At 61.0% G+C, this 25,370-nt stretch carries 24 protein-coding genes and 1 pseudogene; 14 read left to right on the top strand and 11 right to left on the bottom strand.

What is annotated here, in order from left to right; translation table 11 throughout:
- Window positions 1-39: 39 nt before the first annotated feature.
- Complete coding sequence (gene bglX, locus ACQY47_RS07555; RefSeq protein WP_428556755.1) at window positions 40-2,331, bottom strand: beta-glucosidase BglX; 2,292 nt, start codon at window positions 2,329-2,331, stop codon at window positions 40-42.
- Window positions 2,332-2,572: 241 nt separating this feature from the next.
- Here bglX and ACQY47_RS07550 point away from each other — a divergent pair, with 241 nt between their 5' ends.
- The 4 genes from ACQY47_RS07550 (at window position 2,573) to ACQY47_RS07535 (ending at window position 6,079) form a co-directional block, all read left to right on the top strand.
- Complete coding sequence (locus ACQY47_RS07550) at window positions 2,573-3,184, top strand: LemA family protein (protein ID WP_017137266.1); 612 nt, start codon at window positions 2,573-2,575, stop codon at window positions 3,182-3,184.
- An 18-nt stretch (window positions 3,185-3,202) separates the two neighbouring features.
- A complete protein-coding gene (locus ACQY47_RS07545; protein ID WP_026013717.1) occupies window positions 3,203-3,931 on the top strand; it encodes a TPM domain-containing protein in 729 nt (242 codons plus the stop codon).
- Window positions 3,932-3,962: 31 nt separating this feature from the next.
- On the top strand, window positions 3,963-4,580 hold the full coding sequence (locus ACQY47_RS07540) for a TPM domain-containing protein (protein WP_186618408.1): 618 nt from the start codon (window positions 3,963-3,965) through the stop codon (window positions 4,578-4,580).
- Between the two features lie 281 nt (window positions 4,581-4,861).
- A complete protein-coding gene (locus tag ACQY47_RS07535; RefSeq protein ID WP_428556752.1) occupies window positions 4,862-6,079 on the top strand; it encodes a class I SAM-dependent methyltransferase in 1,218 nt (405 codons plus the stop codon).
- A 39-nt stretch (window positions 6,080-6,118) separates the two neighbouring features.
- On the opposite strand, the gene ACQY47_RS07530 is transcribed toward ACQY47_RS07535, so the two are convergent.
- From ACQY47_RS07530 to ACQY47_RS07505, 6 genes are all read right to left on the bottom strand, one after another.
- Complete coding sequence (locus ACQY47_RS07530) at window positions 6,119-7,072, bottom strand: DMT family transporter (protein WP_428556750.1); 954 nt, start codon at window positions 7,070-7,072, stop codon at window positions 6,119-6,121.
- Between the two features lie 285 nt (window positions 7,073-7,357).
- Window positions 7,358-9,916 (bottom strand): TonB-dependent hemoglobin/transferrin/lactoferrin family receptor, encoded by a 2,559-nt coding sequence (locus ACQY47_RS07525; RefSeq protein ID WP_428556748.1) that lies wholly within the window; start codon window positions 9,914-9,916, stop codon window positions 7,358-7,360.
- 128 nt (window positions 9,917-10,044) lie between these two features.
- The gene (locus ACQY47_RS07520; RefSeq protein ID WP_428556746.1) at window positions 10,045-11,013 is read right to left on the bottom strand and encodes a FecR family protein; all 969 of its coding nucleotides are present in this window, start codon (window positions 11,011-11,013) and stop codon (window positions 10,045-10,047) included.
- Window positions 11,010-11,549 (bottom strand): RNA polymerase sigma factor, encoded by a 540-nt coding sequence (locus ACQY47_RS07515; protein WP_428556744.1) that lies wholly within the window; start codon window positions 11,547-11,549, stop codon window positions 11,010-11,012. The genes ACQY47_RS07520 and ACQY47_RS07515 overlap by 4 nt, the downstream gene beginning before the upstream one ends.
- 164 nt (window positions 11,550-11,713) lie before the next feature.
- Window positions 11,714-12,586 carry a dihydrodipicolinate synthase family protein gene (locus tag ACQY47_RS07510; RefSeq protein ID WP_428556742.1) on the bottom strand — a complete coding sequence of 291 codons (873 nt, stop codon included), beginning with the start codon at window positions 12,584-12,586 and terminating at the stop codon, window positions 11,714-11,716.
- A gap of 27 nt (window positions 12,587-12,613) precedes the next feature.
- Window positions 12,614-13,396, bottom strand: coding sequence for an aldolase (locus ACQY47_RS07505; RefSeq protein ID WP_017137275.1), 783 nt, complete (start codon window positions 13,394-13,396; stop codon window positions 12,614-12,616).
- 106 nt (window positions 13,397-13,502) lie between these two features.
- Here ACQY47_RS07505 and ACQY47_RS07500 point away from each other — a divergent pair, with 106 nt between their 5' ends.
- Window positions 13,503-14,030 (top strand): helix-turn-helix domain-containing protein, encoded by a 528-nt coding sequence (locus ACQY47_RS07500; RefSeq protein ID WP_017137276.1) that lies wholly within the window; start codon window positions 13,503-13,505, stop codon window positions 14,028-14,030.
- A gap of 140 nt (window positions 14,031-14,170) precedes the next feature.
- Here ACQY47_RS07500 and ACQY47_RS07495 read toward each other — a convergent pair whose 3' ends face one another.
- Complete coding sequence (locus ACQY47_RS07495; RefSeq protein WP_017137277.1) at window positions 14,171-15,187, bottom strand: DUF4917 family protein; 1,017 nt, start codon at window positions 15,185-15,187, stop codon at window positions 14,171-14,173.
- Window positions 15,188-15,310: 123 nt separating this feature from the next.
- On the opposite strand from ACQY47_RS07495, the gene yiaY reads away from it, so the two are divergent.
- From yiaY to ACQY47_RS07465, 6 genes are all read left to right on the top strand, one after another.
- On the top strand, window positions 15,311-16,459 hold the full coding sequence (yiaY, locus tag ACQY47_RS07490; RefSeq protein ID WP_017137278.1) for an L-threonine dehydrogenase: 1,149 nt from the start codon (window positions 15,311-15,313) through the stop codon (window positions 16,457-16,459).
- Window positions 16,460-16,551: 92 nt separating this feature from the next.
- Window positions 16,552-17,226 carry an NAD(P)H-binding protein gene (locus tag ACQY47_RS07485; protein ID WP_138453635.1) on the top strand — a complete coding sequence of 225 codons (675 nt, stop codon included), beginning with the start codon at window positions 16,552-16,554 and terminating at the stop codon, window positions 17,224-17,226.
- The gene (locus tag ACQY47_RS07480; RefSeq protein WP_099548614.1) at window positions 17,226-18,137 is read left to right on the top strand and encodes a LysR family transcriptional regulator; all 912 of its coding nucleotides are present in this window, start codon (window positions 17,226-17,228) and stop codon (window positions 18,135-18,137) included. Before ACQY47_RS07485 ends, ACQY47_RS07480 begins: the two co-directional genes overlap by 1 nt.
- Before the next feature lie 454 nt (window positions 18,138-18,591).
- A complete protein-coding gene (locus tag ACQY47_RS07475) occupies window positions 18,592-19,785 on the top strand; it encodes a CaiB/BaiF CoA transferase family protein (protein ID WP_169985470.1) in 1,194 nt (397 codons plus the stop codon).
- On the top strand, window positions 19,782-20,723 hold the full coding sequence (locus tag ACQY47_RS07470; protein ID WP_017137282.1) for a hydroxymethylglutaryl-CoA lyase: 942 nt from the start codon (window positions 19,782-19,784) through the stop codon (window positions 20,721-20,723). The genes ACQY47_RS07475 and ACQY47_RS07470 overlap by 4 nt, the downstream gene beginning before the upstream one ends.
- A gap of 59 nt (window positions 20,724-20,782) precedes the next feature.
- Complete coding sequence (locus ACQY47_RS07465) at window positions 20,783-22,114, top strand: MFS transporter (RefSeq protein ID WP_428556738.1); 1,332 nt, start codon at window positions 20,783-20,785, stop codon at window positions 22,112-22,114.
- Here the strand turns inward: ACQY47_RS07465 and ACQY47_RS07460 are convergent, their stop codons facing one another.
- Entirely contained in the window at window positions 22,115-22,603 is a 489-nt protein-coding gene (locus ACQY47_RS07460; protein WP_138453960.1) for a DMT family transporter, read from the bottom strand.
- Window positions 22,604-22,680: 77 nt separating this feature from the next.
- On the opposite strand from ACQY47_RS07460, the gene ACQY47_RS07455 reads away from it, so the two are divergent.
- Window positions 22,681-23,589, top strand: a complete 909-nt coding sequence (locus ACQY47_RS07455; RefSeq protein WP_395600163.1) for a LysR family transcriptional regulator — start codon at window positions 22,681-22,683, stop codon at window positions 23,587-23,589.
- 7 nt (window positions 23,590-23,596) lie between these two features.
- Here the strand turns inward: ACQY47_RS07455 and ACQY47_RS07450 are convergent.
- Window positions 23,597-23,881: pseudogene (locus ACQY47_RS07450) on the bottom strand (type II toxin-antitoxin system RelE/ParE family toxin).
- Entirely contained in the window at window positions 23,871-24,110 is a 240-nt protein-coding gene (locus ACQY47_RS07445; RefSeq protein WP_428556736.1) for a CopG family ribbon-helix-helix protein, read from the bottom strand. The pseudogene ACQY47_RS07450 and the gene ACQY47_RS07445 overlap by 11 nt, the downstream one beginning before the upstream one ends.
- 101 nt (window positions 24,111-24,211) lie before the next feature.
- On the opposite strand from ACQY47_RS07445, the gene fos reads away from it, so the two are divergent.
- Complete coding sequence (gene fos / locus ACQY47_RS07440) at window positions 24,212-24,622, top strand: fosfomycin resistance glutathione transferase (RefSeq protein WP_017137288.1); 411 nt, start codon at window positions 24,212-24,214, stop codon at window positions 24,620-24,622.
- Window positions 24,623-24,676: 54 nt separating this feature from the next.
- Window positions 24,677-25,318, top strand: coding sequence for a LysE family translocator (locus ACQY47_RS07435; protein ID WP_428556733.1), 642 nt, complete (start codon window positions 24,677-24,679; stop codon window positions 25,316-25,318).
- Window positions 25,319-25,370: the final 52 nt, after the last annotated feature.

The raw sequence follows: 25,370 nt of genomic DNA, 5'->3' as shown, positions 1-25,370 counted from the left end.
ACCGCAAGCCCCCTCTTAAAAAAGAGGGGGCCGCAAGTGTTACAACAACTCGAACGTCTGCTGCTGCACATCCTGGGAGTCCAACCCGATCTGCACATTGAACTCGCCCGGTTCCGCCGCGAACTTGAGTTGAGTGTTGTAGAACTTCAAGTCTTCCTCGCTGATGGTGAAGTGCAAAGTGCGCTCTTCACCGGCCTTGAGCATGACTTTCTGGAAGTTCTTCAGCTCTTTAACCGGGCGGATCATCGAGCCGGCCACGTCCTGGATATACAACTGCACCACGGTTTCGCCATCGACCTTGCCGGTGTTCTTCACGGTGACGCTGGCATCAAGCTTGCCGGTCTTGTTCAGGGTGGTGGACGACAGTGCCATGTCCGACAGGCTGAACGTGGTGTAGCTCAAGCCATAACCGAACGGGAACAGCGGCCCGGTAACGTCATCGAAGTACTGCGAGGTGTAGTTGCCCGGCTTGCCTGGGGTGAACGGCCGGCCGATGCTCAGGTGGTTGTAGTAGGTCGGAATCTGCCCCACCGAACGTGGGAAGGTGATCGGCAGCTTGCCCGATGGGTTGTAGTCACCGAACAGCACGTCGGCGATGGCGTTGCCGCCTTCAGTGCCGGCAAACCAGGTTTCCAGGATCGCGTCAGCCTCTTTGTTTTCATCCACAATCGACAGCGGGCGGCCGTTCATCAGCACCAAGACCAGCGGTTTGCCGGTGGCTTTGAGCGCCTTGATCAGGTCGCGCTGGCTTTGTGGGATGTTCAGGTCGGTGCGGCTGGAAGACTCGTGGGACATGCCACGGGACTCGCCCACGGCGGCGACCACTACGTCGGCTGCCTTGGCGGCCTTGACCGCTTCGTCGATCATCACCTGGGCTGGGCGGGTGTCATCCACCACTTCCGGCGCATCGAAGTTGAGGAAGTTGAGGTAGTCGACCACGGCCTTGTCATTGGTGATGTTGGCGCCACGGGCGTAGATGATTTTGCCTTTGTCGCCGATTACAGCGTTCATGCCGTCCAGCAGCGTGACGGATTGTTCAGGCTTACCGGCGGCGGCCCAACTGCCCATCATGTCGATCGGTGCCTTGGCCAGCGGGCCTACCAGCGCGATGGTCGCGGATTTTTTCAGCGGCAGGGTGTTGTTGTGGTTTTTCAGCAAGACCTGGCTGCGGCGTGCAATATCGCGCGCATCGCTGCGGTGCAGGCGGCTGTCGGCATAGGTGTCGGCCGGGTCATCTTCGGCCTTGCCGATGCGCAGGTACGGGTCTTTGAACAGGCCCATGTCGTACTTGGCGCCGAGCACTTCGCGCACCGCATTGTCGATGTCGCTTTGCTCGATTTCGCCGGATTTGAGCAGGCCGGGCAATTCCTTGCCGTACAGCGAGTCGTTCATGCTCATGTCGATGCCGGCCTTGATCGCCAGCTTGGCAGCCTCACGCCCGTCCTTGGCCACGCCGTGCTTGATCAGCTCGAAGATCGCGCCATGGTCGCTCACGGCCAGGCCTTTGAAGCCCCACTCTTTGCGCAGCAGGTCGTTCATCAGCCAGGTGTTGGCGGTGGCCGGTACGCCATTGATCGAATTCAAAGCCACCATCACGCCGCCGGAACCGGCCTTGATCGCCGCGTGGTACGGCGGCAGGTAGTCCTGGTACATCTTGACCGGGCTCATGTCGACCACGTTGTAGTCGCGACCGCCTTCCACCGCGCCATACAGGGCGAAGTGCTTGACGCTGGCCATGATGCTGTCGGCATTAGCCGGGCTTACGCCCTGGAAGGCCTTGACCATCACTTCGGCAATGCGTGAGACCAGGTAGGTGTCTTCACCAAAACCTTCGGAGGTGCGGCCCCAGCGCGGGTCGCGGGAAATGTCGACCATCGGCGCAAAGGTGATGTCGAGGCTGTCGGCAGCGGCTTCCTGGGCGGCGATGCGCCCGGAGCGGCCGATGGCGTCCATGTCCCAGCTGGAGGCCAGGGCCAGGCTGATCGGGAAGATGGTGCGGTGGCCGTGGATCACGTCATAGGCGAAGAACATCGGGATCTTCAACCGGCTGCGCATGGCCGCGTCCTGCATCGGACGGTTTTCCGGGCGGGTGATCGAGTTGAACGTGCCGCCGATGCGGCCGGCGGCGATTTCCTTGCGGATCAGCTCGCGGGGCATTTCCGGGCCGATGCTGATCAGGCGCAATTGGCCGATCTTTTCATCCAGGGTCATCTGCTTGAGCAGGTCGCTGACGAAGGCGTCCTTGTCTTTAAGCGCAGCAGGCTTTGTTTCTGCCCAGACGGGGTGGGTGGCCAGAGTGGCAACAAGGCCGAGCAAACACAGCTTTTTCATGAATATCCTTTTTCGGCTACTGCACAGCGAAAATGCGCTGGTCTGCCAAAATGTGGGGGAACCTATGTTGTTGTTCGAGTGTTATTGCAGTAAATGCACCACACTTGTGAACTCTTATTCGCGCTGGGCATCTTTTTAGCTGATTGGCTCGACGCAATCCAGTGGTGGCGGATTATGCCCCAAGCGCGCGGTTTATAGGGTTAGTCGTCACATTCCATCCAGATTGGGCAGGAGAAACACTATGCAAGCAGCACAACATTACCGCTGGGGCTTCAAGGCCGCGGCTTTGCTACTGATCAGCACGGTGCTGAGCGGTTGCGGCATCAACACCATTCCGACCCTGGACGAACAGGCCAAGGCGGCCTGGGGCCAGGTGCAGAACCAGTACCAACGCCGCGCCGACCTGATTCCCAACCTGGTGGAAGTGGTCAAGGGCTATGCGGCCCATGAGCAAGACACCCTCACCGCTGTGATTGAGGCGCGGGCCAAGGCCACCTCGATCCAAGTGGATGCCAGCACCCTCGACAACCCCGAGAAACTCAAGCAGTTCCAACAGGCTCAAGACGGTTTGAGCGGCGCACTCAGCCGTCTGATGGTGGTGTCCGAGCGTTACCCGGACCTCAAAGCCAACCAGAACTTCCTGGCGTTGCAGTCTCAGCTTGAAGGCACCGAAAACCGTATTGCCGTGGCCCGTCGCGACTTTATCCAGGCGGTGCAGGCTTACAACACCGAGATCCGCACCTTCCCCGGCCGCCTGTGGCATAGCGTGATGTACAGCGACTTGCCGATCCGCGCCACGTTTGAAGCCACCAGTGCCGACGCCGATAAAGCGCCGCAAGTGAAGTTCAAATAAGGCTTCTCTGAGGTGTCGATGCGTTTATTACGGATAGGCTTGGCGCTGTGGCTGCTGGCCTGCGTGGGCGTGGCCCAGGCGGCGCTGACCTTCCCGGCCTTGACCGGGCGGGTGGTGGACACCGCACAGATGATCGACCCGGCGGTACGTGCGCAGCTGACCCAGCAATTGCAGGCGCTGGAGCAAACCTCGGGTGACCAGATCGTGGTGGTCACTGTGCCTGACCTGCAGGGCGTGCCCATTGAGGACTACGGTTATCAATTGGGCCGCCAGTGGGGCATCGGCCAAAAGGGCAAGGACAACGGCGCGCTGTTGATCGTCGCCCGCGATGAGCGCAAATTGCGCATCGAAGTCGGCTATGGCCTCGAAGGCGTGCTGACCGATGCGCAGTCGTGGGTGATCATCAACCAGGTGATCGCGCCCAAGTTCAAGGCCGGTAATTACAGCCAGGGCATCAGCGACGGCGTTGCGGCCATGATTCAGGTGGTGGGCGGCGAGCCGCTGGCCGTGCCGGCGCATGTGGCGGATGCGAATTTTGCCAAGGATAATCCGGGGTTTTCCATCGGTTTGTTCATCCTGCTGATCGGCGTGTTGTGGCTGTGTAATCGGCTGGGGCTGCCCGTTGGCGCTATCCTGCTGGCGATTCTCAGCAGCAGTGGACGCGGCGGCGGTGGCGGGGGCGGCGGTGGTGGCTTCAGAGGCGGCGGCGGTGGTTTTGGCGGCGGTGGTGCCTCAGGTGGCTGGTAATGACAATAACTAGAACAGAGCATCTACAACCATGGCATTACTGACTGAACACGAGCAGCGCCAAGTCGCCGAAGCGATCGCACGCGTCGAAAAAACCACCGACGCCGAGCTGGTCACCGTGCTGGCCGCGCGCGCGGATGATTACGCCTATATCCCGCTGCTGTGGGCCAGCCTGATCGCCTTGGTGGTGCCTGGCATCGTGCACTACCTGTCGGGCTACCTGACCATGTACACCTTGCTGTTGGCGCAATGGGCGACCTTCATTGTGTTGTGCCTGGTGTTTCGCCTGCCCAAGGTCACCACCCGCCTGATTCCGCGTTCGGTACGCCACTGGCGTGCATCGAACCTGGCCCGTCGACAGTTCCTGGAGCAAAACCTGCACCACACGCTGGGCAGCACCGGCGTGCTGATTTTTGTCAGCGAGGCGGAGCGGTATGTGGAGATTCTGGTGGACGATGGTATTTCCAGGCACCTGGATGACAGCAGTTGGGATGAGATCGTCAAGGCATTCACCCAGCAGGTGAAGCAGGGGCAGACGCTGGCGGGGTTTATTGCCTGCATCGAAGCGTGTGGTGAGTTGCTGAAGGTGCATGTGCCGGTGACGCAGACGCGTAATGAGCTGCCTAACCGCCTGATAGTGCTGGAATAGCTGCTTTTCTGTGGGAGCCGGGCTTGTGTGGGAGCTGGCTTATGTGGGAGCTGGCTTGCCTGCGATGCAGACACCTCGGTCCATCAGAAAACCCAGGTGATGCCATCGCAGGCAAGCCAGCTCCCACAAAAGCCAGCCCCCACATAAGTCAGTTCCCAGAGAAAAGTGGTTCCCGCATTTGATTTGCGGCGGCTGAGCGACCGTTGATCAAATAACCCCGTGCCCTAAACCTTCATCCCCCCTAAAATGCCCGGCATTCTTTGCCCGAGGCGTTTTTGTTCATGTCTGTCACCGCTCAACCTGCCAGCCCTGCGCCGGATCATCACGCCCAGTTCATCGAACTGCTGAGCGCAAGCCTCGCGCAGAACGCGTTTATCAAGCTGGTGCTGGCCAAGTACGTCGGCGAAGAAGCCGAGTTGCAGCGGCTGATCATCAAGCAGGTCGTGGTCAAGGAGCAGGCGTGCCTGTCCTTTGTTTATCGCTACAAGACCCGCGACATTACCAAGAACTTCCCGCTGGCCGAAGGCGTGGCGGCAATTGCCGCGCTGCTGCCGGCGTCGTTCAAGAATGCGCACCTGTTGTCGCTGACCGACGAAGCCCAGCTGGAATACAGCAAAAAGAACAAAAGCTCGTTGTTCAAAAGCAAGCCGCAGCAATTGCGCGAGGCGCCTTCGGCTGAGCATAACCGCGAGAAAAACCGCTTCCTCGACTTGAGCCGACCCTTCCTCGCGGACCTGGGCGTCACCGACACCAAGCAGGCGCTGATCCCATCGATGTCGCGCAAATGGAAGCAGATCAACAAGTTCATCGAAGTGTTCAGCCATGCGCTGACCTCATCGCCGTTGAAGCTTGACCAGCCGGTGCGCGTGGCGGATTTCGGTTCGGGCAAGGGCTACCTGACGTTCGCCATTCACGATTACCTGCGCAACACCCTCAAGGCCGAGGGCGAAGTGACGGGTGTGGAATTGCGTGAAGACATGGTAACCCTGTGCAACACCGCCGCCGCACGCCTGGAGCATCCGGGGCTGGTGTTCAAGTGTGGTGATGTGCGCAGTGTGGCGCCCAGCGAACTGGATGTGATGATCGCCCTGCATGCCTGCGATATCGCCACCGACTACGCGATCCACACCGGCATCCGTTCCGGTGCGTCGATCATCATGTGCTCGCCGTGCTGCCACAAACAGATCCGCCTGCAGATCCAGAGCCCGGTGCTGCTCAAGCCGATGCTGCAGTACGGCCTGCACCTGGGCCAGCAAGCGGAAATGGTCACCGACAGCTTGCGTGCGTTGTTCCTGGAAGCCTGTGGCTACGAGACCAAGGTGTTCGAGTTCATCTCGCTGGAACACACCAACAAGAACAAGATGATTCTGGCGGTCAAGCGCACCGAGCCTGTGGACAATGCGCAACTGTTGGAAAAAATCCAGGAGCTGAAGGCGTTCTACCACATCAGCGAACACTGCCTGGAAACCCTGCTGCGCGCGGATGGCTTCTTGAACTGAATGCGGTCTCCTGTGGGAGCTGGCTTGCCTGCGATGGCATCACCTGGGTTTGCTGATAGACCGAGGTGTCTGCATCGCAGCGGTGCGACGATTCGACAAGCCAGCTCCCACACAAGCCGGTGCAGGCTGCACCGCCGTCTTGCGCCCGAGCATCACCGTCACGATCACCCCACACGCAAACACCCAGGTAATCGGCTCGATATGTTCACCAAAGAACAACGCCGAAAACGCGATGGTAAAGAAGATCTGCAACAGCTGAATCTGGCTGACCCGCGCAATGCCGCCCATGGCCAGCCCGGCGTACCAGGCGAAGAACCCCAAAAACTGCGAGAACAGCGATACATACCCAAACGCCCACCAGGTGCGCATGGAAATCGCGCCTTGATGCTGCGCCGCCAAGTACCACACCGGGCCGATCAATACTGGCGTCGACAGCACCAGCGCCCAGCAGATCACTTGCCAGCCGCCCATTTCCTTGGCCAACCGGCCGCCTTCGGCATACCCCAGGCCGCCCACGGCAATCGCGCCGAGCATCAGCAAATCGCCGGCCTGGATACTGCCCGCGCCGGTGATCAACGCATAACTCAGCACCAACGCACTGCCCAGCGCTGCGCAGGCCCAGAAGGCTTTTGACGGCCGCTCATGTGACAGCCACGCCGCATACAGTGCCACGCACAGCGGTTGCAAACCGTTGACCAGCGCGCCATGGGACGCCGGCAAGGTTTGCATGGCCCAGGCCGATAACACCGGGAAACCCAGGATCACCCCGGCAATCACCAGGCACAGTCCGCGCACCTGGCGCCAGGTTGGCCAGCGCTCGCGTCGCCACAACAACAGCGCTGCTGCCGGGATCGCCGCGAACAAGGCGCGCCCGAGGCCATTGAGCAAGGGGTGGATTTCCTGCACCACGATACGGGTGAAGGGCAAAGTCAGGCTGAAGATGACGACGCCCAGCAGGCCGAGGGCCATGCCGGTGTTTTCGCGCGAGCTCATGAGTGGGGACCAGAATCTGGAGGGCTTCAAGGGAAGCCCATCTAGCCACAACCCCCGCTGATTAAGGGCCTACAGCTGGTCGCAGATTTATCCGTACAGTTTCAATCTTTAAGCTGGCAGGCACGGCGCCATCGCGGGCAAGCCCGGCTCCCACATTGGATCTCTATTGTCTGGCGGACCGAGATCTCCTGTGGGAGCTGGCTTGCCTGGGGTTGATCTCTATTGCCTGGTTGACCGAGATCTTCTGTGGGAGCTGGCTTGCCTGCGATGGCGTCACCCTGGTCTTTAGAAGAACCGCGTAATGCTGACCTTCGCATCGCGGCCCTTGGTGTAGGCACGATCACCGCTCAAGGCCGGGCGGAAGTTGTTGTTGAACAGGTTGTCCACGGTGAAGTTCACCTCGGTGCCTTTGAGGTAGGCCTGTTGCGGTTTCCATTTGGCGAACAGGCCTTGGGTGTTGTAGGCCTTGTTGCCGTACTGGTCGTAGAACAGGTCGCCCAAACTGCTGCCCGGGCCGCCGGAATATTTGTCACTCGGCAAGCGATCGGTCGCGCCAATGAACTGGCCCATCCAGCCCACCTGGGCATCCCAGGCCGGGATGTTGGTGCCCACTACCAGCACCCATTTGGTCGGTGGAATGTCACGTGCCGGTACATCCGGCCCCCACGGGTTGGTGTACGCGCCTTCGTGTTCACCCTTGGCGTAGGCGAACGACACCGAGCCGAACAGGTAGGTGGAGTTGTAGAAGGACTCCAGCTCAAAGCCCTTGATGGTCAGGCCACCGATGTTGCGGTAGTTGGACATCGCCCCAGGCGGGCAAGCGTTGGCAATGGTGCCGCCGTTGACGGCCTGGTTTTGGCAACCAACGCCAGTGGCCTTGAAGATTTCATCTTCGACTTTGTTGTGGAACAGTGTGGCGCGCACTTGCAGGTTGTCGTTCTGGGCGATCAGGTGGTCGAAGCTGGTGACACCGCCCAACGTGATCGAGGTGATGCGTTCCGGGTCGAGGTCGACACTGGTGGCGGTGCGGCTGCCCAGGCCTTGCACTTCATATTGCTCGTCGATCACCGGCGCACGCCAAGTCTTGCTCCAGTTGGCGAACAGCCCCAGGTTCGGCGTGACGTTCCAGAACAGCGCCAGGCGCGGCGACCAGCCGGTGTAAGTGCGGTCGCTGTAATCGTGGCCGAAGGACGGATTCGGGTTGTTGTAGTACGGCGCGTCATTGCCTTCGCCACGGTTGCGCACATGGTCGTAGCGCAGCGACGGGGTGATGGTCACGTCGCCCACGGTGACTGCGTCCTGGACAAAGAAACTGTTGGTGTCGACCTTGCCGTGGGGCATGAAACCCGGCTGGAAGTGCCCGTAGTTGTAGCGCGCGGTGTTGTAGGTGGTGCCGGGCATCCACATTTCGGTTTCGCGGATGTGCTTGCGGATTTGCCCGCCGACGGTCACCGCATGCTGCAAGGGGCCGGTGTCAAACAGGCTGACGTTGCGGATGTCGAGGTTCTTGTCGGTGTAGGCGGTGTCCATCTTGCGCCCGCCGGTGGCCAGTTGGAAAAACGCGGTGGCGTCGCGTTCGTCGGTCTGGTCGGTATTGGACTGGGAATATTTGACGGTCAGGTCGATCAGCGGGTTATTCACCGGCGTGTATTCGTACTTGCCTGACCAGGTGGTGTCAGTGGTGTCACGCTGGGCTAAAAAACGCTTCAGCGCGTTTTCGTAACCGTAGCGGTCGATGTTGGCCTGGGTCGGCGGCGTCGGGTAGCTGGCGGCGGAGAATGGTGTCCAGCGGTTGCTGTGGGAGCGCGAGTAAGAGAGGCCAACGCTGTGCTCCTCGGTGAAGTGGGCGTTGACCTTGAAGAGTTTGCCGTCCACATCCTGGGCACTGTTGGGCAGGCGCTGAGGGTTGACCGGGTATTCGTTGTTGTCGTTGGGTAGTTTGGCGGCCACCTTCATGTCGCCGCCGTCGCGCTGGGTCAGGTAGGCCAGCGCGTCAAAACGCCCGTCGTCGGTGCGGCCGTACACGGCACTGCTGTAGATCTGTTCGTGGTCGTTGCTGGAGTAACCGTATTTGAGCATCGCGCCGCTGTTGCGACCGTCTTGCAGCAGGTCCGGGGCGTCCTTGGTGGTCATGTTGACCGTGCCGCCAAAGCCGCCGTTGCCGGTGAACGGCGAGTTGGGGCCTTTCTCGACCTCGATGCTCTTGATCAGCTCCGGCTCGATAAACACGGTGCCTTGCTGGTAGCGCTCAAAGCCGGTTTTGGTGGCGCCGTCGACGGTCATCGGCACGTCTTCGGCATCGCCGAAACCTCGAATATTGATGGTCTGGCCACCAGGTTTCAGTGAGCCGCCCTGGCTCACGCCGGGCAAGGTCTGCAACAGGCTGGGGATGTTGTTGGATTGGTAGCGGTCAATGTCGGCCTGGGTCATGGTCGAGCGGTTGACGGTGCTGGAGTCGACTTCGTTACCGGTGCCGATCACGCTGAGGGCATCCAGCTGGATGGCGCCGCTGTGGGTGGTCTTGCCCTCGTCGGGGCGCACCACGTAGGTGCTGCCGACTTTGATCAGGGTGAACTCGCCGTTTTTCAGCAGGCTGCGAATCGCCACTTCCGGGCTGAATTCACCGTTGAGCGCCGGTGCCTGCACGTGTTTGAGCAGTGTCTCATCGAACAACAGCTGGATTTTCGCCTGCTGCGCGACAAAGCTCAGGGACGTGGCCAGCGATTGGGCAGGCAGTTGCAGCCTGAGCGACTCGGCCTGGGCGTTGAGGCTCAAGGCCATGCAGGTGGCAATAAGGGTCGGTCGAAGAAACAGGTGCGGAGCGTGGCAAGGCGCGCGAAACATGAAATCCCCCGGGGTGGCTAAATAGCCAAAAGGTGTGCGTATCCAACACAGTCGGGAGGAAGACGGGGCAGCTGCAAAAAACCACACATGCGAATGCAAAATATTCTCAAGTGTGATTTTTGCAGGCTTTACTTGAGCGGTTCGATTCTGACTATGCCATCGGCCGAGGCCACGGTTTTAACCGGCAGCAGGGCGGGCAGGGCGCTGAGCAGGGCGTCTGGGTCATTCACATCCAGATTGCCCGAGACCTTCAGTTGCGCCACGGCTTTGTTGACCTGCAAGGGTGCTTGAGGCCGGTAGAGGCTCAGTTCATCGATCAGGCTGGCCAACTCCCGATTGCGAAACGACAGGTGCCCACTGCGCCAGTCGGCCACTTCTTCGGTGGTGAGTGTCTGTTGCTGCACGGTGCCCTTGGCGTAGCTGTACGTGGCACGTTGCTGGGCGCTAAGCAACGCCACCGGGCTTTTGGCGTCCGGCTCGAAGGCGACCTGGCCGTGGGCGACGCTGACCACCAGTTGTTGCTGGCTGCGTCGCACGTCAAACCCGGTGCCGACCACCCGCACATTGGCCTCGCCGGCTTGCACGTAGAGCGGGCGCTCTTTGTCGGCGGCAACTTCGATAAAGACCTGGCCCTTGTCCAGGTGCAGGATGCGTTGATGCGCGCTGAAATCCACGCGCAGATGGGTGTTGGCGTTCACATACAGCGTGCTGCCGTCGGGCAAGGCGAGGGTGCGCATGCCTTTGGCGTGCCCGGCAATCTGGCTGTGGAACAGCGCGCGGGGCGCACCGATATTCGTCGTCAGCACGGCGCAGACCAGTGCGGCGGCCACGGCCAGGGCAGGGCGCACTATCGACGGTTTGCGCGGGGGCAGTGGCACGGGTTTGTTCAGTTGCTGCAGTTGGGCGAGGTCGTCCCACAGTTGTTCGAACTCGGCATAGGCGCGGGCGTGGGCGGGCGTTGCCTGCCAGGCGGCAAAGGCTTTGCGCTCGGCCCGTGCTGCGCCATTGCGGTTGCGGGCAAACCAGCTGGCGGCTTGGGCATCGATGGAGTCGCTCGCCTCGATGTCCAGGGCGTCAATGTCGCTCAGGCGGTTCATTCTGGCTGCTCCGTGCCGGGTTCTGGTTGAAGGCGTCGCTTGCAATGCAGCAGGGCAAAAGCGATGTGCTTTTCTACCATGCTGGTCGAAATGCCCATGCGCTCGGCGATCTGCGCCTGGCTCAAGCCTTCGAAGCGGTGCAGCATAAGGGCTTCTCGCCTGCGGGGCGAGAGTTCGGCAAGGACTTCTTTCAACCGTTCCAGGCGTTGCAGGCGCTGCGCGGCGGCCATGGGGTCGTTTTGCGCGTCGGTGACCGGCTCCGTGTCAGCGTCGGCCGGGTCGGAGTGAGCGCTTTGGCGTACCTTCTGTTTACGCCAGTGATCGCGCAACAGGTTGCGCGCCATTTGGAACAGAAACGCCCGTGGCTGCTCGACCTTGGCGCGGTCGCGGTAGTCCAGCCACTGGGTGAAGACATCCTGGGTCATGTCCGCCGCGTCGCTGGCGTTGTCCGTGCGTTTGCGCAGGAAATGCAGGATATCTGCATAAAACCCGCGAAAGGCATCGGCCGACAACGGGTCGGGCTTGGGACGAGACATGGATATCCTTCTTGAGGAAGCACGACGTAGATAAGTCGCGAATGATATCGAGAACTATTGTCATTTGTCTCTATGTAACGGGTTCATGGGTTCAAAAATGTGGGAGCTGGCTTGCCTGCGATAGCGACGATTCGACAAGCCAGCTCCCACAGGAGGCCGTGGTTTTAGCGCAGTAATGCTTTGAGCTGTTCGATCCCGGCCTCACCCAACGGGAACACCGGCAAGCGTGGATCGCCTACCTCCAGGCCGGTCAGCCGCAACCCGGCCTTGATCGTCGCCGGCAAACCGCCTTTGAGGATGAACTCCAGCAACGGCAACTGGCGATAGAACAGCTCCCGCGCTTTATTCAGGTCATTGGCCAGCACCGCGTCATACAACTCCAGGTTCAGCTGCGGGATCAGGTTCGGCGCCGCCGTGCACCAGCCCTTGGCACCCGCCGCGAAGGCTTCCAGCGCCAGCGGGTTGCAGCCGTTGTAGAACGGCACGTCGCTGTGGCGGCGCAATTGGTGCATGCGCTGAATATCGCCAGTGCTCTCCTTGACCATGGTCACGTTCGCCACCTGCTTGACGATGCGCAGGATCAAGTCCACCGACATGTCCGTGCCGCTGGTGGCCGGGTTGTTGTAAAGCATGATCGGTACGCCGATGCTGTCGCCAATCGCAGCGTAGTGGGCGAGGATTTCCGCTTCGCTGAGTTTCCAGTACGAGGCCGGCAGCACCATCACCACATCGGCACCATTGGCTTCGGCATAACGGGCGCGACGCACGGCCTTGGCGGTGGTCAAGTCAGACACGCTGACAACTGTGGGTACGCGCCTGGCGATTTTCGCAAGGCTGTAGGCGCTGACCTCATCCCACTCCGCATCGCTCAAATACGCGCCTTCACCGGTACTGCCCAAAGGCGCGATGGCGTGTACGCCGCTGTCGATCAGGCGGTCGATTGAACGGCCGAGGGCGTCGAGGTCAATGCGCTGGCCGTCGGCGCTGAACGGGGTGATGGTGTAGCCGATGATGCCGTGAATAGTGGGGTTGGACATGGGAGGTCTCCGCTTGAAAAAGGGCAATCAGTTCAGGCAATCGGCGTGTTTGCGCAGGTTCTGCCGGGCGTAGTAGTTGAACGCGGCGCCGTGGCGCTTGGGCTTGGAGATCCAGTCATGGGCCTCGCGACCCAACTCCGGCAGGATCGGCTTGATGGTGCCCGCCGACATTGCCAGCAACTGCAACTTGGCCGCCCGTTCGATCAACTGCGCGATCACGCAGGCTTCCTCGATGCTTGCGCCGGTGGACAGCTGACCGTGGTGCGAGAGCAGAATTGCGCGCTTGTCGCCCAAAGCTGCTGTGATGATTTCGCCTTCTTCATTGCCCACCGGCACGCCCGGCCAGGCTTCCAGGAAGGCGCAATCTTCGTACAGCGGGCACAGGTCCATATGCGACACCTGCAGCGGCACTTCGAGCATCGACAGCGCGGCAATATGCGTGGGGTGCGTATGGATGATGCAGTTCACATCCGGCCGCCCACGGTATACCCAGGTGTGAAAACGGTTGGCCGGGTTGGGAATGCCATGCCCCTCGAGTACTTCAAGGTCTTCGTTGACCAGCAACAGATTGCTGGCCGTGATTTCATCGAAACCCAGGCCCAGTTGCTGAGTGTAATAGGTGCCAGGCGTTGGCCCACGTGCGGTGATCTGCCCGGCCAGGCCGGAGTCGTGTCCGTGTTCGAACAGGATGCGGCAAGTGAGCGCCAGCTTTTGCCGGTCGGTCCACGTATTATCCGCCAGGCTGTTTTGCATCTGGATCAGTGCTTGCTTGACCAGTTGGTCTTTGGGAAGTGCTAATGTCTTGGCCATATCGGTGTCCTTTGGGTTAGAGCAAATGACACTAAAGATGCTATATGACACATTGTGTCATTGGCAAGCGTGATTCTGCCTTTTCTGCAGGGATTAACCGCAGCACATGTCTATCCGTTTGAAACTATTGAGAAAAAAACTTGGCGTAACCCTGGAGTCGCTGGCCGAAAAGTCCGGGATGACCAAGAGTTATCTGTCCAAGGTCGAGCGTGGGCTCAACACACCGTCGATTGCTGCCGCGCTGAAACTGGCCAAGGCGTTGAACGTGAAGGTCGAAGAACTGTTCAGCGAAGACAACGTCAGCCTCGACAGCTACAGCCTGGTGCGCAGCCACGAACGTCCCGACACCGCGCCGGGTTATGCCGTGTTGGCCCATCAGGTCAGCGAGCGCAGCCTGCTGCCGTTCATCATTTACCCGCCGGCAGAATTCACCGACAAGACCTTCAAGGAGCATCTGGGGGAGGAGTTTTTGTTTGTGCACGAAGGCCAGGTGGAAGTGGACTTCATGAACGAGCGGGTGATTCTGGAGCGGGGCGACGCGCTGCACTTCAATGCACAGAAACCTCACCGAATTCGCTCGGTGGGAGAGGTGCAGGCGCAGTTGCTGGTGGTGGTGCACAGCAGCGACGAGTGACCGTGTTCCCAGGTTGGAACACAGTCACTGTGGGAGCTGGCTTGCCTGCGATAGCGGTGGGCCAGTCAGTACTGTCTTAACTGACACACCGCTATCGCAGGCAAGCCAGCTCCCACAGTTGATCTTCGTTGTTCAGTGGATCAGCGTTCGACCGGCACAGACAAAGCGGCATTACCCAACGGATGCGTACGCGCCGCAAAGAACTTCAGCTCCACGCCACTGCCGTCAAACAACTGCGAATACCGGCGCTTCTGCTGGCGGATAAACCCGTCACTGCGCCCCGACACCGAGATTGCCAGGGTCGTGAGTCTGGCCTGGCGAATCGCGTCTACCAAGTGGCTGTCCTGAGCCCCCAAGTCATGGCCGAAGATGCACAACGCGCCTTCATGACTCAGCAATTGCTCGTAGCAGAACGACAAGTAATCCGAACTGCGAATGGTCTTGAGCTTCTCCTCCACCTTGCCCTCACTGACAAACAGCGGCACATCGTCCAACGTCTTGATCGTGTTGTTTATTGCAAAGCTGCTGAGCAAGGTGCTCTCGGTGGTCGGCAATTTGCGCGCGGTGCCGTCGAGGTTGCGCACCAGGTGCAGGCCGCCGTGCAGGTAGAGGATGCGTGTGGCGTCGGTGCGGGTGTTGCGCAGGTCGAAGCTGGCGTCGGCGCTGCGGAACAGGTCGTCGATGCCCGGCGTGTGCAGGATTGCCCAGTAGTTGAGCAAGTCGTAATTGCTGGTGAACACCGTCGCGTAATGCTTCAGTTCAGTGTTGATCGTCGCCAGTGTCGACGGCTGCACCAGGCGCCACGGAATGTGCACGGCGTGGATGGTGTTGATCAGCGCTTCCTTGATTGCGTAGTAGCGGTTGCGCGGCGCCGCCGAGCTGACCGCCAGTGCCTTGTTGACCCGGCTGGTGGTCTTCAAGGCGCCCAGCGCTTGCTCGAAACTGCGGGTTTGCAGGGCGTCGAACACGCTGAGTTCGGATGGGCTCAGGGGCTTTTCTTCGACGGTGCGGGCGTTTTCGAACAGCGAGTCGTAGGCAAAGTCTTCCCAAATCGCACGGCTGGCGCCATTGCCGATCAGAATCCCATTGAAGTCGATGGCGCTGCGCAGTGCGCTCCAGTCTTCAAGGTGGGCGTCAATATCCTGGAAATCCTTCATTGCGGCGGGTCTACTCGAAATCGGCTGGGTGGTGACTTTATCATGAGCGGGCGTTGATCCTGATCAAGATGCGCCACGCGTTAGCGGTTGATTCTGTCGGCATACCGCCTCCGAGGATTGACCATGAGCAGCACCTTTTTTATTCCCGCCGTCAACATCATGGGCACCGACTGCCTCGACGAAGCCATGACGGCCATCCGCAACTACGGTTTTCGCAAGGCGCTGATCGTCACCGACGCCGGGCTGGCCAAGGCCGGTGTGGCCAGCATGATCGCCGAGAAGCTGGCGATGCAGGACATTGACTCGGTGATCTACGACGGCGCCAAGCCCAACCCCAATGTGGAAAACGTCGAGAAAGGCCTGGCGATGCTGGAGGCCACCGCCTGTGATTTTGTGGTGTCCCTGGGCGGCGGTTCGCCCCATGACTGCGCCAAGGGCATCGCGTTGTGCGCCACCAACGGCGGGCACATCGGCGACTATGAAGGTGTCGATCAGTCGAGCAAGCCGCAGTTACCGCTGGTGGCGATCAACACCACCGCCGGCACGGCCAGCGAGATGACCCGTTTCTGCATCATCACCGATGAAACCCGCCATGTGAAAATGGCCATCGTCGACCGCAATGTCACGCCGCTGCTGTCGGTCAACGACCCGACGCTGATGGTCGGCATGCCCAAGGGGCTGACGGCGGCCACTGGCATGGATGCGCTGACCCATGCGATCGAAGCCTATGTGTCGACGGCCGCCACGCCAATCACCGATGCCTGTGCGATCAAGGCCATGGAGCTGATCAGCGCCAACCTGCGTCTGGCGGTGCGTGATGGCAGCGACAAAGCCGCGCGGGAAAACATGGCGTATGCGCAGTTCCTCGCCGGGATGGCCTTCAACAATGCCTCGCTGGGGTTTGTGCATGCCATGGCCCACCAGCTCGGCGGCCTCTACGACCTGCCCCACGGCGTGTGCAACGCGGTGTTGCTGCCACATGTGCAAAGCTTCAACGCCAGCGTGTGCGCTAAACGCTTGAGCGACGTGGCGCGCGCCTTGGGTGCCGATATCAAGGGCATCACCCCGGAAGAGGGCGCCCAGGCGGCCATCGTCGCTATTCGCGCCTTGGCCCATGACGTTGAGATCCCGGCCGGTTTGCGCGAGTTGGGCGCCAAGTTGCAGGATATTCCGCTGCTGGCCACCAATGCGTTGAAGGATGCCTGCGGTCTGACCAACCCGCGCCGGGCGGATCAGCGACAAATTGAGGAGATATTTCGCAGCGCGTTCTAAAGGCGGCAGCCGCACGCCGCAAGCGTTAAGCTACAAGTTGAACGGTATTTAACTTGAGCATGAAGCTTGCGGCTTGCCGCTGAGGTCCCCTGATGAGAGTTCTATTATTCGGCGCCACCGGCATGGTCGGCCAAGGCGTGCTGCGTGAGTGCCTGCTGGCCGCTGACGTGCAGGAAGTGGTCGCCGTCGGCCGCACGCCGCTGACCCAGGAGCACGGCAAGCTGCACCAGGTGTTGCACAGTGACATGCTGGACTTCCAACCGCTGGAAAACCTGCTGCAAGGCTTTGATGCATGCTTCTTCTGCCTCGGCGTGTCGTCGGCGGGCATGAATGAAGCCAAGTACACCCACCTCACCTATGACCTCACCCTGGTCGCGGCCAGTACCTTGGCGCGGCTCAATCCGCAGATGACCTTTATCTATGTGTCCGGCGCCGGCACCAACAGCTCCGAGGCGGGCAAGTCGATGTGGGCGCGGGTCAAGGGCAAGACCGAAAACGCCTTGCTGCGCTTGCCGTTCAAGGCGGTGTACCTGTTTCGGCCCGGGGTGATTCAGCCGTTGCATGGCGTGCGCTCGAAAACGCCGCTGTATCAATCGTTCTATACCGTGCTCGGGCCGCTGTTGTCGTTTTTTCGTCGGGTCAAACCGAGCTGGGTGGTGAGCACCGAGACCGTCGGCCTGGCGATGTTGGCGGCGGCGCGTCATGGCGCGCCGCAAGCCGTGGTGGAGCAGGCCGAGATCAATCGCCTGGCCAGCGAGCCGCGCTGATGCTGCACAAAAGCCTGGTGCGTCGCCTTGACCTGATCACTCTGCAACTGTTCGTTGCAGTGTTTGAAGAAGGCACGCTGACCCGCGCTGCGGCCCGTGAAGCCATCGCCGTGTCGGCAGCCAGCAAGCGCCTGATGGAGCTGGAGCAGGTATTGGGCGTGAGCCTGTTCGTGCGCCGTGCCAAGGGCATGGACCTGACTGCGGCGGGCGAAACATTGCTGCACCATGCGCGGCAGATGCTGTTCAACGTCGAGAAAATGGGCCTTGAACTGGGCGAACACAGCCACGGCGTGCGCGGTTATGTGCGCATGCTGGCGAATCTGTCGGCGATCATTCAGTTCCTTCCGGAAGACCTGCGCGACTTTTCCCAACGGCACCCCGAGGTCAAGACTGATCTGGAAGAGCGCCCCAGCAACGGCGTGGTCCAGGGCGTGCTGGACGGGGTGGCAGACCTGGGCATCTGCTCCAGCGACACTGACACCAAAGGCTTGCCCAGTGTGCTGTATCGCCATGACAAGCTGGTGGTGTTGATGCCGGCGGAGCATCCCTTGGCCGCACGCCAAACCCTGGCGTTCGAGGAAACCCTGGGCAGCGATTACGTCGGCCTGCACGCCGCCAGTTCGATCAACATGCGTACCCATGCCGCTGCGCGTGAGGCCGGCAAGATGCTGCGCCTGCGTATCCATGTGCCGGGGTTTGATGCGATGTGCCGGATGGTCCAGGCGAATATGGGCATCGGTATCCTGCCGCAAAAGGCCTATGAGCTGTTTGGTCGCGCGCTGGGGTTGCATGCGGTGCCGCTGACCGACACGTGGTCGGATCGCAGCTTGATTGTGGTGGTGCGTGATGAAGCGCAGTTGTCGCCGGTGAGCCGGTTGTTGTTTGACTACCTGCGCACGCCACTGAAGTGAGCAAACCCTGTGGGCCTCATCGCGGCATAGGTATCTACACAACCGGTTAACACGAAGTCTGTGGCAGGTGGGCTGTTGTGGCGAGCAGGCTTGTCCTGCGTTGGGCTGCGAAGCGGCCCCAGTACAGGCACGGCAATTTTGCTGAAAGTACTCAGCGTCTGTTTTTGGGGCTGCTTCGCAGCCCAACGCAGGACAAGCCTGCTCGCCACAGGAGAAATAGGCTGCTTTTAAAAGTTGTGTAGATACCTATGCTCATCGCGGGCAAGCCCGGCTCCCACAAGGGGCCGCATTCCTCCTGTGGGAGCCGGGCTTGCCCGCGATAGCGATCTGACTGACGCCGGCACCCAATAGCCGTTCGCATTTCGCGAACGCTCCTTGCCAACTGACGGTTGGATTTATCTTCCCTCTGTCCTCTAGCCTTGGCTGCATATTCCAAGAACAAGAGGACCATCCCATGACAGCGCCGTTGAGCGGTATCAAGGTGATTGAAATCGGCACGCTGATTGCCGCGCCGTTCGCCGCGCGGATGCTGGCCGAGTTCGGCGCCGAGGTGATCAAGATCGAAGCCATGGGCCAGGGCGACCCGCTTCGTAAATGGCGAAAGCTGCACGAAGGCACATCGCTGTGGTGGTACCTGCAATCGCGTAACAAAAAGTCGCTCGCCCTGGACCTCAAGTCCCCGGAAGGCCTGGGGTTGATCAAGCAATTGCTGGGCGACGCCGACGTGCTGATCGAAAACCTGCGCCCCGGCGGCCTGGAGAAACTCGGCCTGGGTTGGGACGTGCTGCATGCGCTGAACCCCAAGCTGACTCTGGTGCGTATCTCCGGCTACGGCCAGACCGGGCCTTACCGCGATCGCCCAGGGTTTGGTGCGATCGGTGAGGCCATGGGCGGCATTCGCTACACCACCGGCAACCCCGACTCTCCGCCGGCGCGGGTTGGCGTCAGCCTGGGTGACTCTCTCGCCTCGTTGCACGCGGTGATCGGCGCGCTGATGTCGCTGCTGCGGGTCAAGACCGGGCAGGGCGAGGGGCAGGTTGTCGATGTGTCACTGGCCGAAAGTGTGTTCAACCTGATGGAAAGCCTGGTGCCCGAATACGACATGCTCGGCCATGTGCGTGAGCGCAGCGGCGGCGCCTTGCCGGGTATTGCGCCGTCCAACACCTACCTGACTGCCGACGGCGCCTATGTGGTGATCGCCGGCAACAGTGACCCGATCTACAAGCGTCTGATGCACACCATCGGCCGTGCCGACCTGGCTGAAGCGCCGGAGTTTGCCCACAACGACGGCCGCGCCGCCAACAGTGGCCTGCTCGATGCGGCCATTACCCACTGGACCAGCAGCCTGCCTATCGACCAGGTGCTCAGCGCGCTCGAAGCCGCCGAGGTGCCGGCCGGGCGCATTTACTCGGTGGCCGATATCGTCAGCGACCCGCACTACCAGGCGCGTGACATGCTGCTCAATGCCCAATTGCCCGGCGGCGTGTCGGTGAAGATGCCCGGCATTGTGCCCAAACTTTCTGAAACCCCCGGTGGTGTGAACTGGCAAGGCCCGACCCTGGGCCAACACACCGATGACATCCTTGGCAGCCTGGGCCTCACCGGCGCCGATATCCAGCGCTTGAAAACCGCGGGAGTGGTGCAATGATCACTGATTATTCCGATGCGCTGATCGTGCAGGAAGTGTCCCCGCGCGATGGCTTGCAAATCGAACCGACGTGGGTTGAAACCGCCGACAAGATCACGCTGATCAACGCGCTGGCGCAGGCCGGTTTTTCGCGAATCGAGGCGGGCTCGTTCGTGTCGCCCAAAGCCATTCCCGCGTTGCGTGATGGCGAGCAGGTGTTCCAGGGCATTGAGCGCCGGGCCGGTGTGATTTATGTGGCGCTGATCCCCAACCTCAAGGGCGCCCAGCGCGCCATCGAGTCGCGCGCCGATGAGCTGAACCTGGTGATGTCCGCCAGCCAGACCCACAACCTGGCGAATATGCGCATGCGCTGTGAGGCGTCATTGGCAGCCTTTGGCGATATCGTCAGCTTTGCCGCCGACCACCCGGTGCGCCTTAACGGCAGCATTGCCACCACCTTTGGCTGCCCGTTCGAAGGCAAGATCGATGAAGACCGCGTGCTGCAAATAGTCGACGCCTATCGCGAGTTGGGCATTCAGGGCATCACGTTGGCCGACACCACCGGCATGGCCAATCCGCGACAGGTCGAACGTCTGGTCAAGCGCGTGCTGCAACAGGTGCCGGCCAGCGATCTGACCCTGCATTTTCACAATACCCGTGGCCTGGGTTTGTGCAATGTGCTGGCCGCTTACGAGGCCGGAGCCCGCCGGTTTGACGCGGCGTTGGGTGGCCTCGGCGGTTGCCCGTTTGCACCGGGCGCGTCAGGCAATATCTGCACCGAAGATTTGGTCAACCTCTGCGAAGAGGTCGGCATTCACACCGGCATCGACCTGCCGCACCTGTTGCAAATGTCCCGCCGCCTGCCGGCCTTGCTTGGGCATGAACTGCCCGGCCAAGTGGCCAAGGCCGGGCGCAATGGCGACCTGCACCCGCCACCGGCTTACATCGCCACGCTGTAACGCGCTACCAGACAACAAAAACAATCGGGCGCCTGTGAGCAGCCCGCTGGAGAGAAACCATGAGCACTAATACGTTAGAGGTCGGCGTGCGCCCGGCCGCTGAAATCGATGCCGAAAAAGCCCTGGTCAGCAAGGTCGCCTGGCGCCTGATGCCGCTGATCATGGTGTGCTACCTGTTCGCGTTTTTTGACCGCATCAACATCAGCTTCGCCAAGTTCCAGCTGCAAACCGACCTGAGCCTGAGCGACACCGCCTATGGCCTGGGCGCCGGCTTGTTTGTGGTGGGTTATGTGCTGTTCGAAGTGCCGAGCAACATGATGCTCTACAAGGTCGGTGCCCGCCGCTGGATCGCGCGCATCATGATGTCGTGGGGCCTGGCCACGGCGGCCATGGTGTTTGTCACCGCCGAATGGCAGTTCTATGGCCTGCGCTTCATCATTGGCGCCATGGAGGCGGGGTTTGCGCCTGGCGTGCTGTATTACCTGACGCTGTGGTTCCCGCAGCACTTTCGTGGGCGCATCACCTCGATGCTGTTCCTGGCCTCGGCGTTCGCTGGTTTGGTCGGCGCGCCATTCTCCGGGCTGGTGCTGGAGCACCTCGACGGCGTGCTGCAAATGCGCGGCTGGCACTGGCTGTTCCTGCTCGGCGGCTTGCCCTGCATCGGCCTGGGTTTTCTGGTGCTGACCTTGCTCAAGGACCGCATTGAAGACGCGCATTGGCTGACGCCTGCCGAGAAAACCCTGCTGTCGAGCCGCATCGCCAAGCATGAGCCGAACGCGCACGGTGGCTCGTTGCTCTCGGCGATCCGCATTCCAGGGTTTTTGATGCTTGGGTTTATCTACTTTCTGATCCAGGTGGCGTCTTACGGCCTCAACTTCTGGGCGCCACAGTTGATCCGCAGTGCCGGCACCCAGAGCCCGGTGATGATCGGCCTGCTCACCGCCATTCCCTATGTGTGCGGGGCGATCAGCATGGTGGTGATCGGGCGACTGTCGGACGCCACCGGTGAGCGCCGCAAGTTTGTCTGCGGCCTGGTGGTACTGGGCGCCATTGGCTTCTTCTGCGCCGGGATCTTTGCCGACCACACCACCTTCCTGATCATCGCCCTGGGCCTGTTGGGCGCGGGCATCATTGCCTCGATCCCGGCCTTCTGGACCCTGCCGCCCAAACTGCTGGCTGGCGCCGGTGCGGGTGCGGCCGGTGGCATTGCGGTGATCAACACCCTCGGGCAGTTCGGCGGTATCGTCAGCCCGGTGATGGTGGGGCGCATCAAGGACCTCACCGGTAGCACCACGCCGGCGCTGTATGTGATCGGCGTGTGTGCGCTGTTGGCGGCGGCGCTGCTGTTGTGGGGCTTGCCACAAAAACTGCGCACGCTCGACAGGGGCTGATCAGCCTGCCGTGGCAAGGGCGCGGGCCGGTGTGGCGCTGAACTGAATCAACACCACCCCGCCAATCAACAATAACGCCCCCAGCACGCGGGGCGTTGTCAGTTGGCGTTCCATCAGGCCGAACAGGCCAAAGTGATCGAGCAGCAGCGAAGCGAGAATCTGCCCGGCCATGGCCAGCGCAATAAACCCTGACGCGCCGAGCTTGGGCAGCAACATCAGCGCCAGCGAAATAAAGCACACGCCAAACGCGCCTCCGGCCCATATCCACAGCGGCGCCTTGGTGATAAAGGCCAGGCTCGGCAAGGGCAGGCGCAGCGCGATGATGACCGGCAGCAACACAATAATGCTCACCAGCAGTGACGCCAGCGTGGCCCACAACGGGTGCCCCAGCCCACGCCCGAGGCTTGCGTTGATCGCACTTTGAAACGGCACTACCGCGCCGGCGATCACCGCCAGTGCCAACAGACCAGCCCAATGCAACGTCGTCATCTCAGTTCTCCCAGAGGTTTTGCTGGACTCTAGGCTATTCGTCGCGCAAATTTAAATTCCAAGTTCTTATGCTGAGCATGCAGCTGATGAATGATCTGCGCCGCATCGACCTCAACCTGCTGGTGATCCTCGACGCCTTGCTCAGCGAGCAACACGTCACCCGCGCCGCCGAGCGCCTGCACCTGAGCCAGCCGGCGGTCAGCCATGCGCTGGCGCGCTTGCGTGATCTGCTTGGTGACCCATTGCTGGTGCGCCAGGGCGGTGCCTTGGTGCCGACCGCCCGCGCCCTGGAGCTGGCCGCGCCACTGGCCGAAGCCCTGGCCCAGGTGCAGGCGCTGCTGGCGCCCAACCGGTTTGATCCAGCATCGGCCAAACGCCGGTTTCGTGTGGCGATGTCGGACTACAGCGCGGCGATTTTCCTGCCGGGGCTGGTCCGCACCTTGCGCCGTGAAGCGCCTGGCATCGACCTGCAAATCGTCCAGGCCAGCCGCGAAGGCATGGTCGACGGCGTGCTCAATGGTGACCTCGACCTGGCCGCCGGGGTGTTCCCCGACATGCCCGCCGAACTGCGCACTACGCCGTTATTCGAGGAGCATTACACCTGCCTGATTGACCGCGAAAGCCTGCCGAAAAACGGCGTGCTCGACCTGCCCGCTTACCTGTCGCGTCCGCATGTGTTGCTGGAAATGCGCGGCAGTGGCACCCCGGAGATCGAACGGGCGTTGACGGCAATTCGTGAGCGCCGGCATGTGGCGATCAGCCTGCCGCACTGGGGCGTGGCGCCGCAGTTGATCCAGGGCACAGACCTGGTTTTGACGGTGTCATCCAGAGGCTTGCTCAACATCGATCAGCAGCACCTGCTGGCTGTGCCGCCGCCGTTTCATATCCCTTCGTTTGCGTTTGAGTTGGCGTGGCATGCGCGGCGGGGCGGGGATTCGGGGTTGCAGTGGTTGATTGGGCAGGTACAGGGTGTGTTGTCCGTCTGAACCGTGGCTACCAGGAAGCGGGTGGCTGGCGGCGTGTATGAAAAATTCGCATCACCTGTAACCGGCCATCTCGAATACGGTAGGGAACGATATAGGGCCATCGGGGCAATACCCATTCGCGCGTGCCGGGCACTCAGCCTTCTTTGCCCATCGCCGGAAATTCAGCGACATGTTCAAGCCCGGTCAAGATCGCCTGCACGAACTCATGGGCAACTTTCGGGTTTTCTTCGGCAATGTAGGCCGCTTCATTATTAAGATTCCTGAGGCCAGCCCTCAGCCACTCAACCTGCATTGTTACGCCATTTATCGGCGACTGCTTTTACTTCGGCCGCTGTCGCAAAGTCGCCCGCATCAGCTTCTTTCAATGCTTTTTTAATTTCCTCTATTTGCCAGGCCTCACGCGTCAGGTATTCGCGTAATGCATCTACGGCTAGAAAGGATTTGCTGCGCCCGGTCGCCTTGGCGAGACTGGCAAGCGTGTCGGCGACGTCTTCCGGTATGTGTAGGGACATAACAGGCATAAGAGCCTCGATGTAGTGATGTGTAGTGCAACATACTGCATTGTCATCGCAAAAACGGTTTGCCCCGTTCGTCACTGGGTGAATAGATAAAAGGACATTCCATGCTCTGCGGCCTTAACCACCTGACCCTTGCCGTCACCGACCTGAACCGCAGCATCGGCTTCTACCATCAATTGTTGCAACTTCGGCTCGATGCGACCTGGGACGGCGGCGCCTATTTGTCCCTACCCGGTTTATGGCTGTGCTTGTCCCTCGACCCATTGCGCTCGCCAGAGCCTGCGGCTGAATACACGCACTACGCGTTTACCGCCGATACCGGTGATTTTGCGGCGCTGGTGGCGCGCCTGCGCGCTGCGCAGGTGCGGGAATGGCGCGACAACCGCAGTGAAGGCGCGTCGTTCTACTTTCTCGACCCCGATGGCCACAAGCTCGAAGCCCACGTCGGCGATCTGGCCTCACGTTTGCAAGCCTGTCGCGCCAAACCTTATGCAGGAATGAAGTTTTACCCGTAGCGGCGGAACGTGCAGAATCGATCCACCTCATCACCGTCTATCAGAGTCGCGCCCATGACCCTATCCCTGCTGTTCGCCGTGCTTGCTTCGGGTTTTATCTATGGCATTACGCCCGGTCCGGGCGTGCTCGCCGTATTCGGTATCGGCGCTGCCCGTGGTCGCCGTGCCGGGGCGGGTTTTTTGTGCGGGCATTTGCTCGGTGACGTGGTGTGGTGCAGCACGGCGTTGATTGCCATCGTGGGCGCGCGGGAAGTGGGCAGCACAGCCTTTGATGCACTGGGCGTGCTCAGCGGTTTATACCTGTTCTGGCTCGGCTGGCGTGCGATCCGTACCCAGCGGCGCAGCAGCGATGCACCTCAGGGCGCGGCTCGGCACCCGTTCTGGCACGGCATTGTGTTCGGTCTCACCAACCCCAAGGCTTACCCGGTGGCCGTGGCGACCTTCACCGCGTTGTTGTCCAGCCGTGCCGAGTTGCTGACGTGGGCGATGCTGCCGTCGTTTATCTTCCTGAGCTTTATCGGTGGCCTGCTGGCCTATGCCATTCTGATCGGCGTGGTCGGCGCCCAACGTGTGCGCACCGTGTATCAGCGCCATGAAATCCTTATCACCAAACTCTGTGGCGTGATGTTTATCGGCTTCGCCATCAATGCCCTGGCGCATGCGTTGCCGGGCCTGTTTGGCAGCAAACCCGTCTGATACAGCGACGACCGTTCGTCGCACTGGCGAGTTTTTTCTAAACCTTTGCCGC

The organism is Pseudomonas edaphica (assembly GCF_965277385.1).
Lineage (GTDB): Bacteria > Pseudomonadota > Gammaproteobacteria > Pseudomonadales > Pseudomonadaceae > Aquipseudomonas > Aquipseudomonas edaphica.
Note: the sequence above shows the minus strand (reverse complement) of the source record. Positions and strands in the feature narration are given on the sequence as shown.

What these genes read in the sequence shown, in the direction of transcription:
- bglX (WP_428556755.1), bottom strand. Translation starts at nt 2,331, where the DNA reads ATGAAAAAGCTGTGTTTGCTCGGCCTTGTTGCCACTCTGGCCACCCAC.
- ACQY47_RS07550 (WP_017137266.1), top strand. Translation starts at nt 2,573, where the DNA reads ATGCAAGCAGCACAACATTACCGCTGGGGCTTCAAGGCCGCGGCTTTG.
- ACQY47_RS07545 (WP_026013717.1), top strand. Translation starts at nt 3,203, where the DNA reads ATGCGTTTATTACGGATAGGCTTGGCGCTGTGGCTGCTGGCCTGCGTG.
- ACQY47_RS07540 (WP_186618408.1), top strand. Translation starts at nt 3,963, where the DNA reads ATGGCATTACTGACTGAACACGAGCAGCGCCAAGTCGCCGAAGCGATC.
- ACQY47_RS07535 (WP_428556752.1), top strand. Translation starts at nt 4,862, where the DNA reads ATGTCTGTCACCGCTCAACCTGCCAGCCCTGCGCCGGATCATCACGCC.
- ACQY47_RS07530 (WP_428556750.1), bottom strand. Translation starts at nt 7,072, where the DNA reads ATGAGCTCGCGCGAAAACACCGGCATGGCCCTCGGCCTGCTGGGCGTC.
- ACQY47_RS07525 (WP_428556748.1), bottom strand. Translation starts at nt 9,916, where the DNA reads ATGTTTCGCGCGCCTTGCCACGCTCCGCACCTGTTTCTTCGACCGACC.
- ACQY47_RS07520 (WP_428556746.1), bottom strand. Translation starts at nt 11,013, where the DNA reads ATGAACCGCCTGAGCGACATTGACGCCCTGGACATCGAGGCGAGCGAC.
- ACQY47_RS07515 (WP_428556744.1), bottom strand. Translation starts at nt 11,549, where the DNA reads ATGTCTCGTCCCAAGCCCGACCCGTTGTCGGCCGATGCCTTTCGCGGG.
- ACQY47_RS07510 (WP_428556742.1), bottom strand. Translation starts at nt 12,586, where the DNA reads ATGTCCAACCCCACTATTCACGGCATCATCGGCTACACCATCACCCCG.
- ACQY47_RS07505 (WP_017137275.1), bottom strand. Translation starts at nt 13,396, where the DNA reads ATGGCCAAGACATTAGCACTTCCCAAAGACCAACTGGTCAAGCAAGCA.
- ACQY47_RS07500 (WP_017137276.1), top strand. Translation starts at nt 13,503, where the DNA reads ATGTCTATCCGTTTGAAACTATTGAGAAAAAAACTTGGCGTAACCCTG.
- ACQY47_RS07495 (WP_017137277.1), bottom strand. Translation starts at nt 15,187, where the DNA reads ATGAAGGATTTCCAGGATATTGACGCCCACCTTGAAGACTGGAGCGCA.
- yiaY (WP_017137278.1), top strand. Translation starts at nt 15,311, where the DNA reads ATGAGCAGCACCTTTTTTATTCCCGCCGTCAACATCATGGGCACCGAC.
- ACQY47_RS07485 (WP_138453635.1), top strand. Translation starts at nt 16,552, where the DNA reads ATGAGAGTTCTATTATTCGGCGCCACCGGCATGGTCGGCCAAGGCGTG.
- ACQY47_RS07480 (WP_099548614.1), top strand. Translation starts at nt 17,226, where the DNA reads ATGCTGCACAAAAGCCTGGTGCGTCGCCTTGACCTGATCACTCTGCAA.
- ACQY47_RS07475 (WP_169985470.1), top strand. Translation starts at nt 18,592, where the DNA reads ATGACAGCGCCGTTGAGCGGTATCAAGGTGATTGAAATCGGCACGCTG.
- ACQY47_RS07470 (WP_017137282.1), top strand. Translation starts at nt 19,782, where the DNA reads ATGATCACTGATTATTCCGATGCGCTGATCGTGCAGGAAGTGTCCCCG.
- ACQY47_RS07465 (WP_428556738.1), top strand. Translation starts at nt 20,783, where the DNA reads ATGAGCACTAATACGTTAGAGGTCGGCGTGCGCCCGGCCGCTGAAATC.
- ACQY47_RS07460 (WP_138453960.1), bottom strand. Translation starts at nt 22,603, where the DNA reads ATGACGACGTTGCATTGGGCTGGTCTGTTGGCACTGGCGGTGATCGCC.
- ACQY47_RS07455 (WP_395600163.1), top strand. Translation starts at nt 22,681, where the DNA reads ATGCAGCTGATGAATGATCTGCGCCGCATCGACCTCAACCTGCTGGTG.
- ACQY47_RS07445 (WP_428556736.1), bottom strand. Translation starts at nt 24,110, where the DNA reads ATGCCTGTTATGTCCCTACACATACCGGAAGACGTCGCCGACACGCTT.
- fos (WP_017137288.1), top strand. Translation starts at nt 24,212, where the DNA reads ATGCTCTGCGGCCTTAACCACCTGACCCTTGCCGTCACCGACCTGAAC.
- ACQY47_RS07435 (WP_428556733.1), top strand. Translation starts at nt 24,677, where the DNA reads ATGACCCTATCCCTGCTGTTCGCCGTGCTTGCTTCGGGTTTTATCTAT.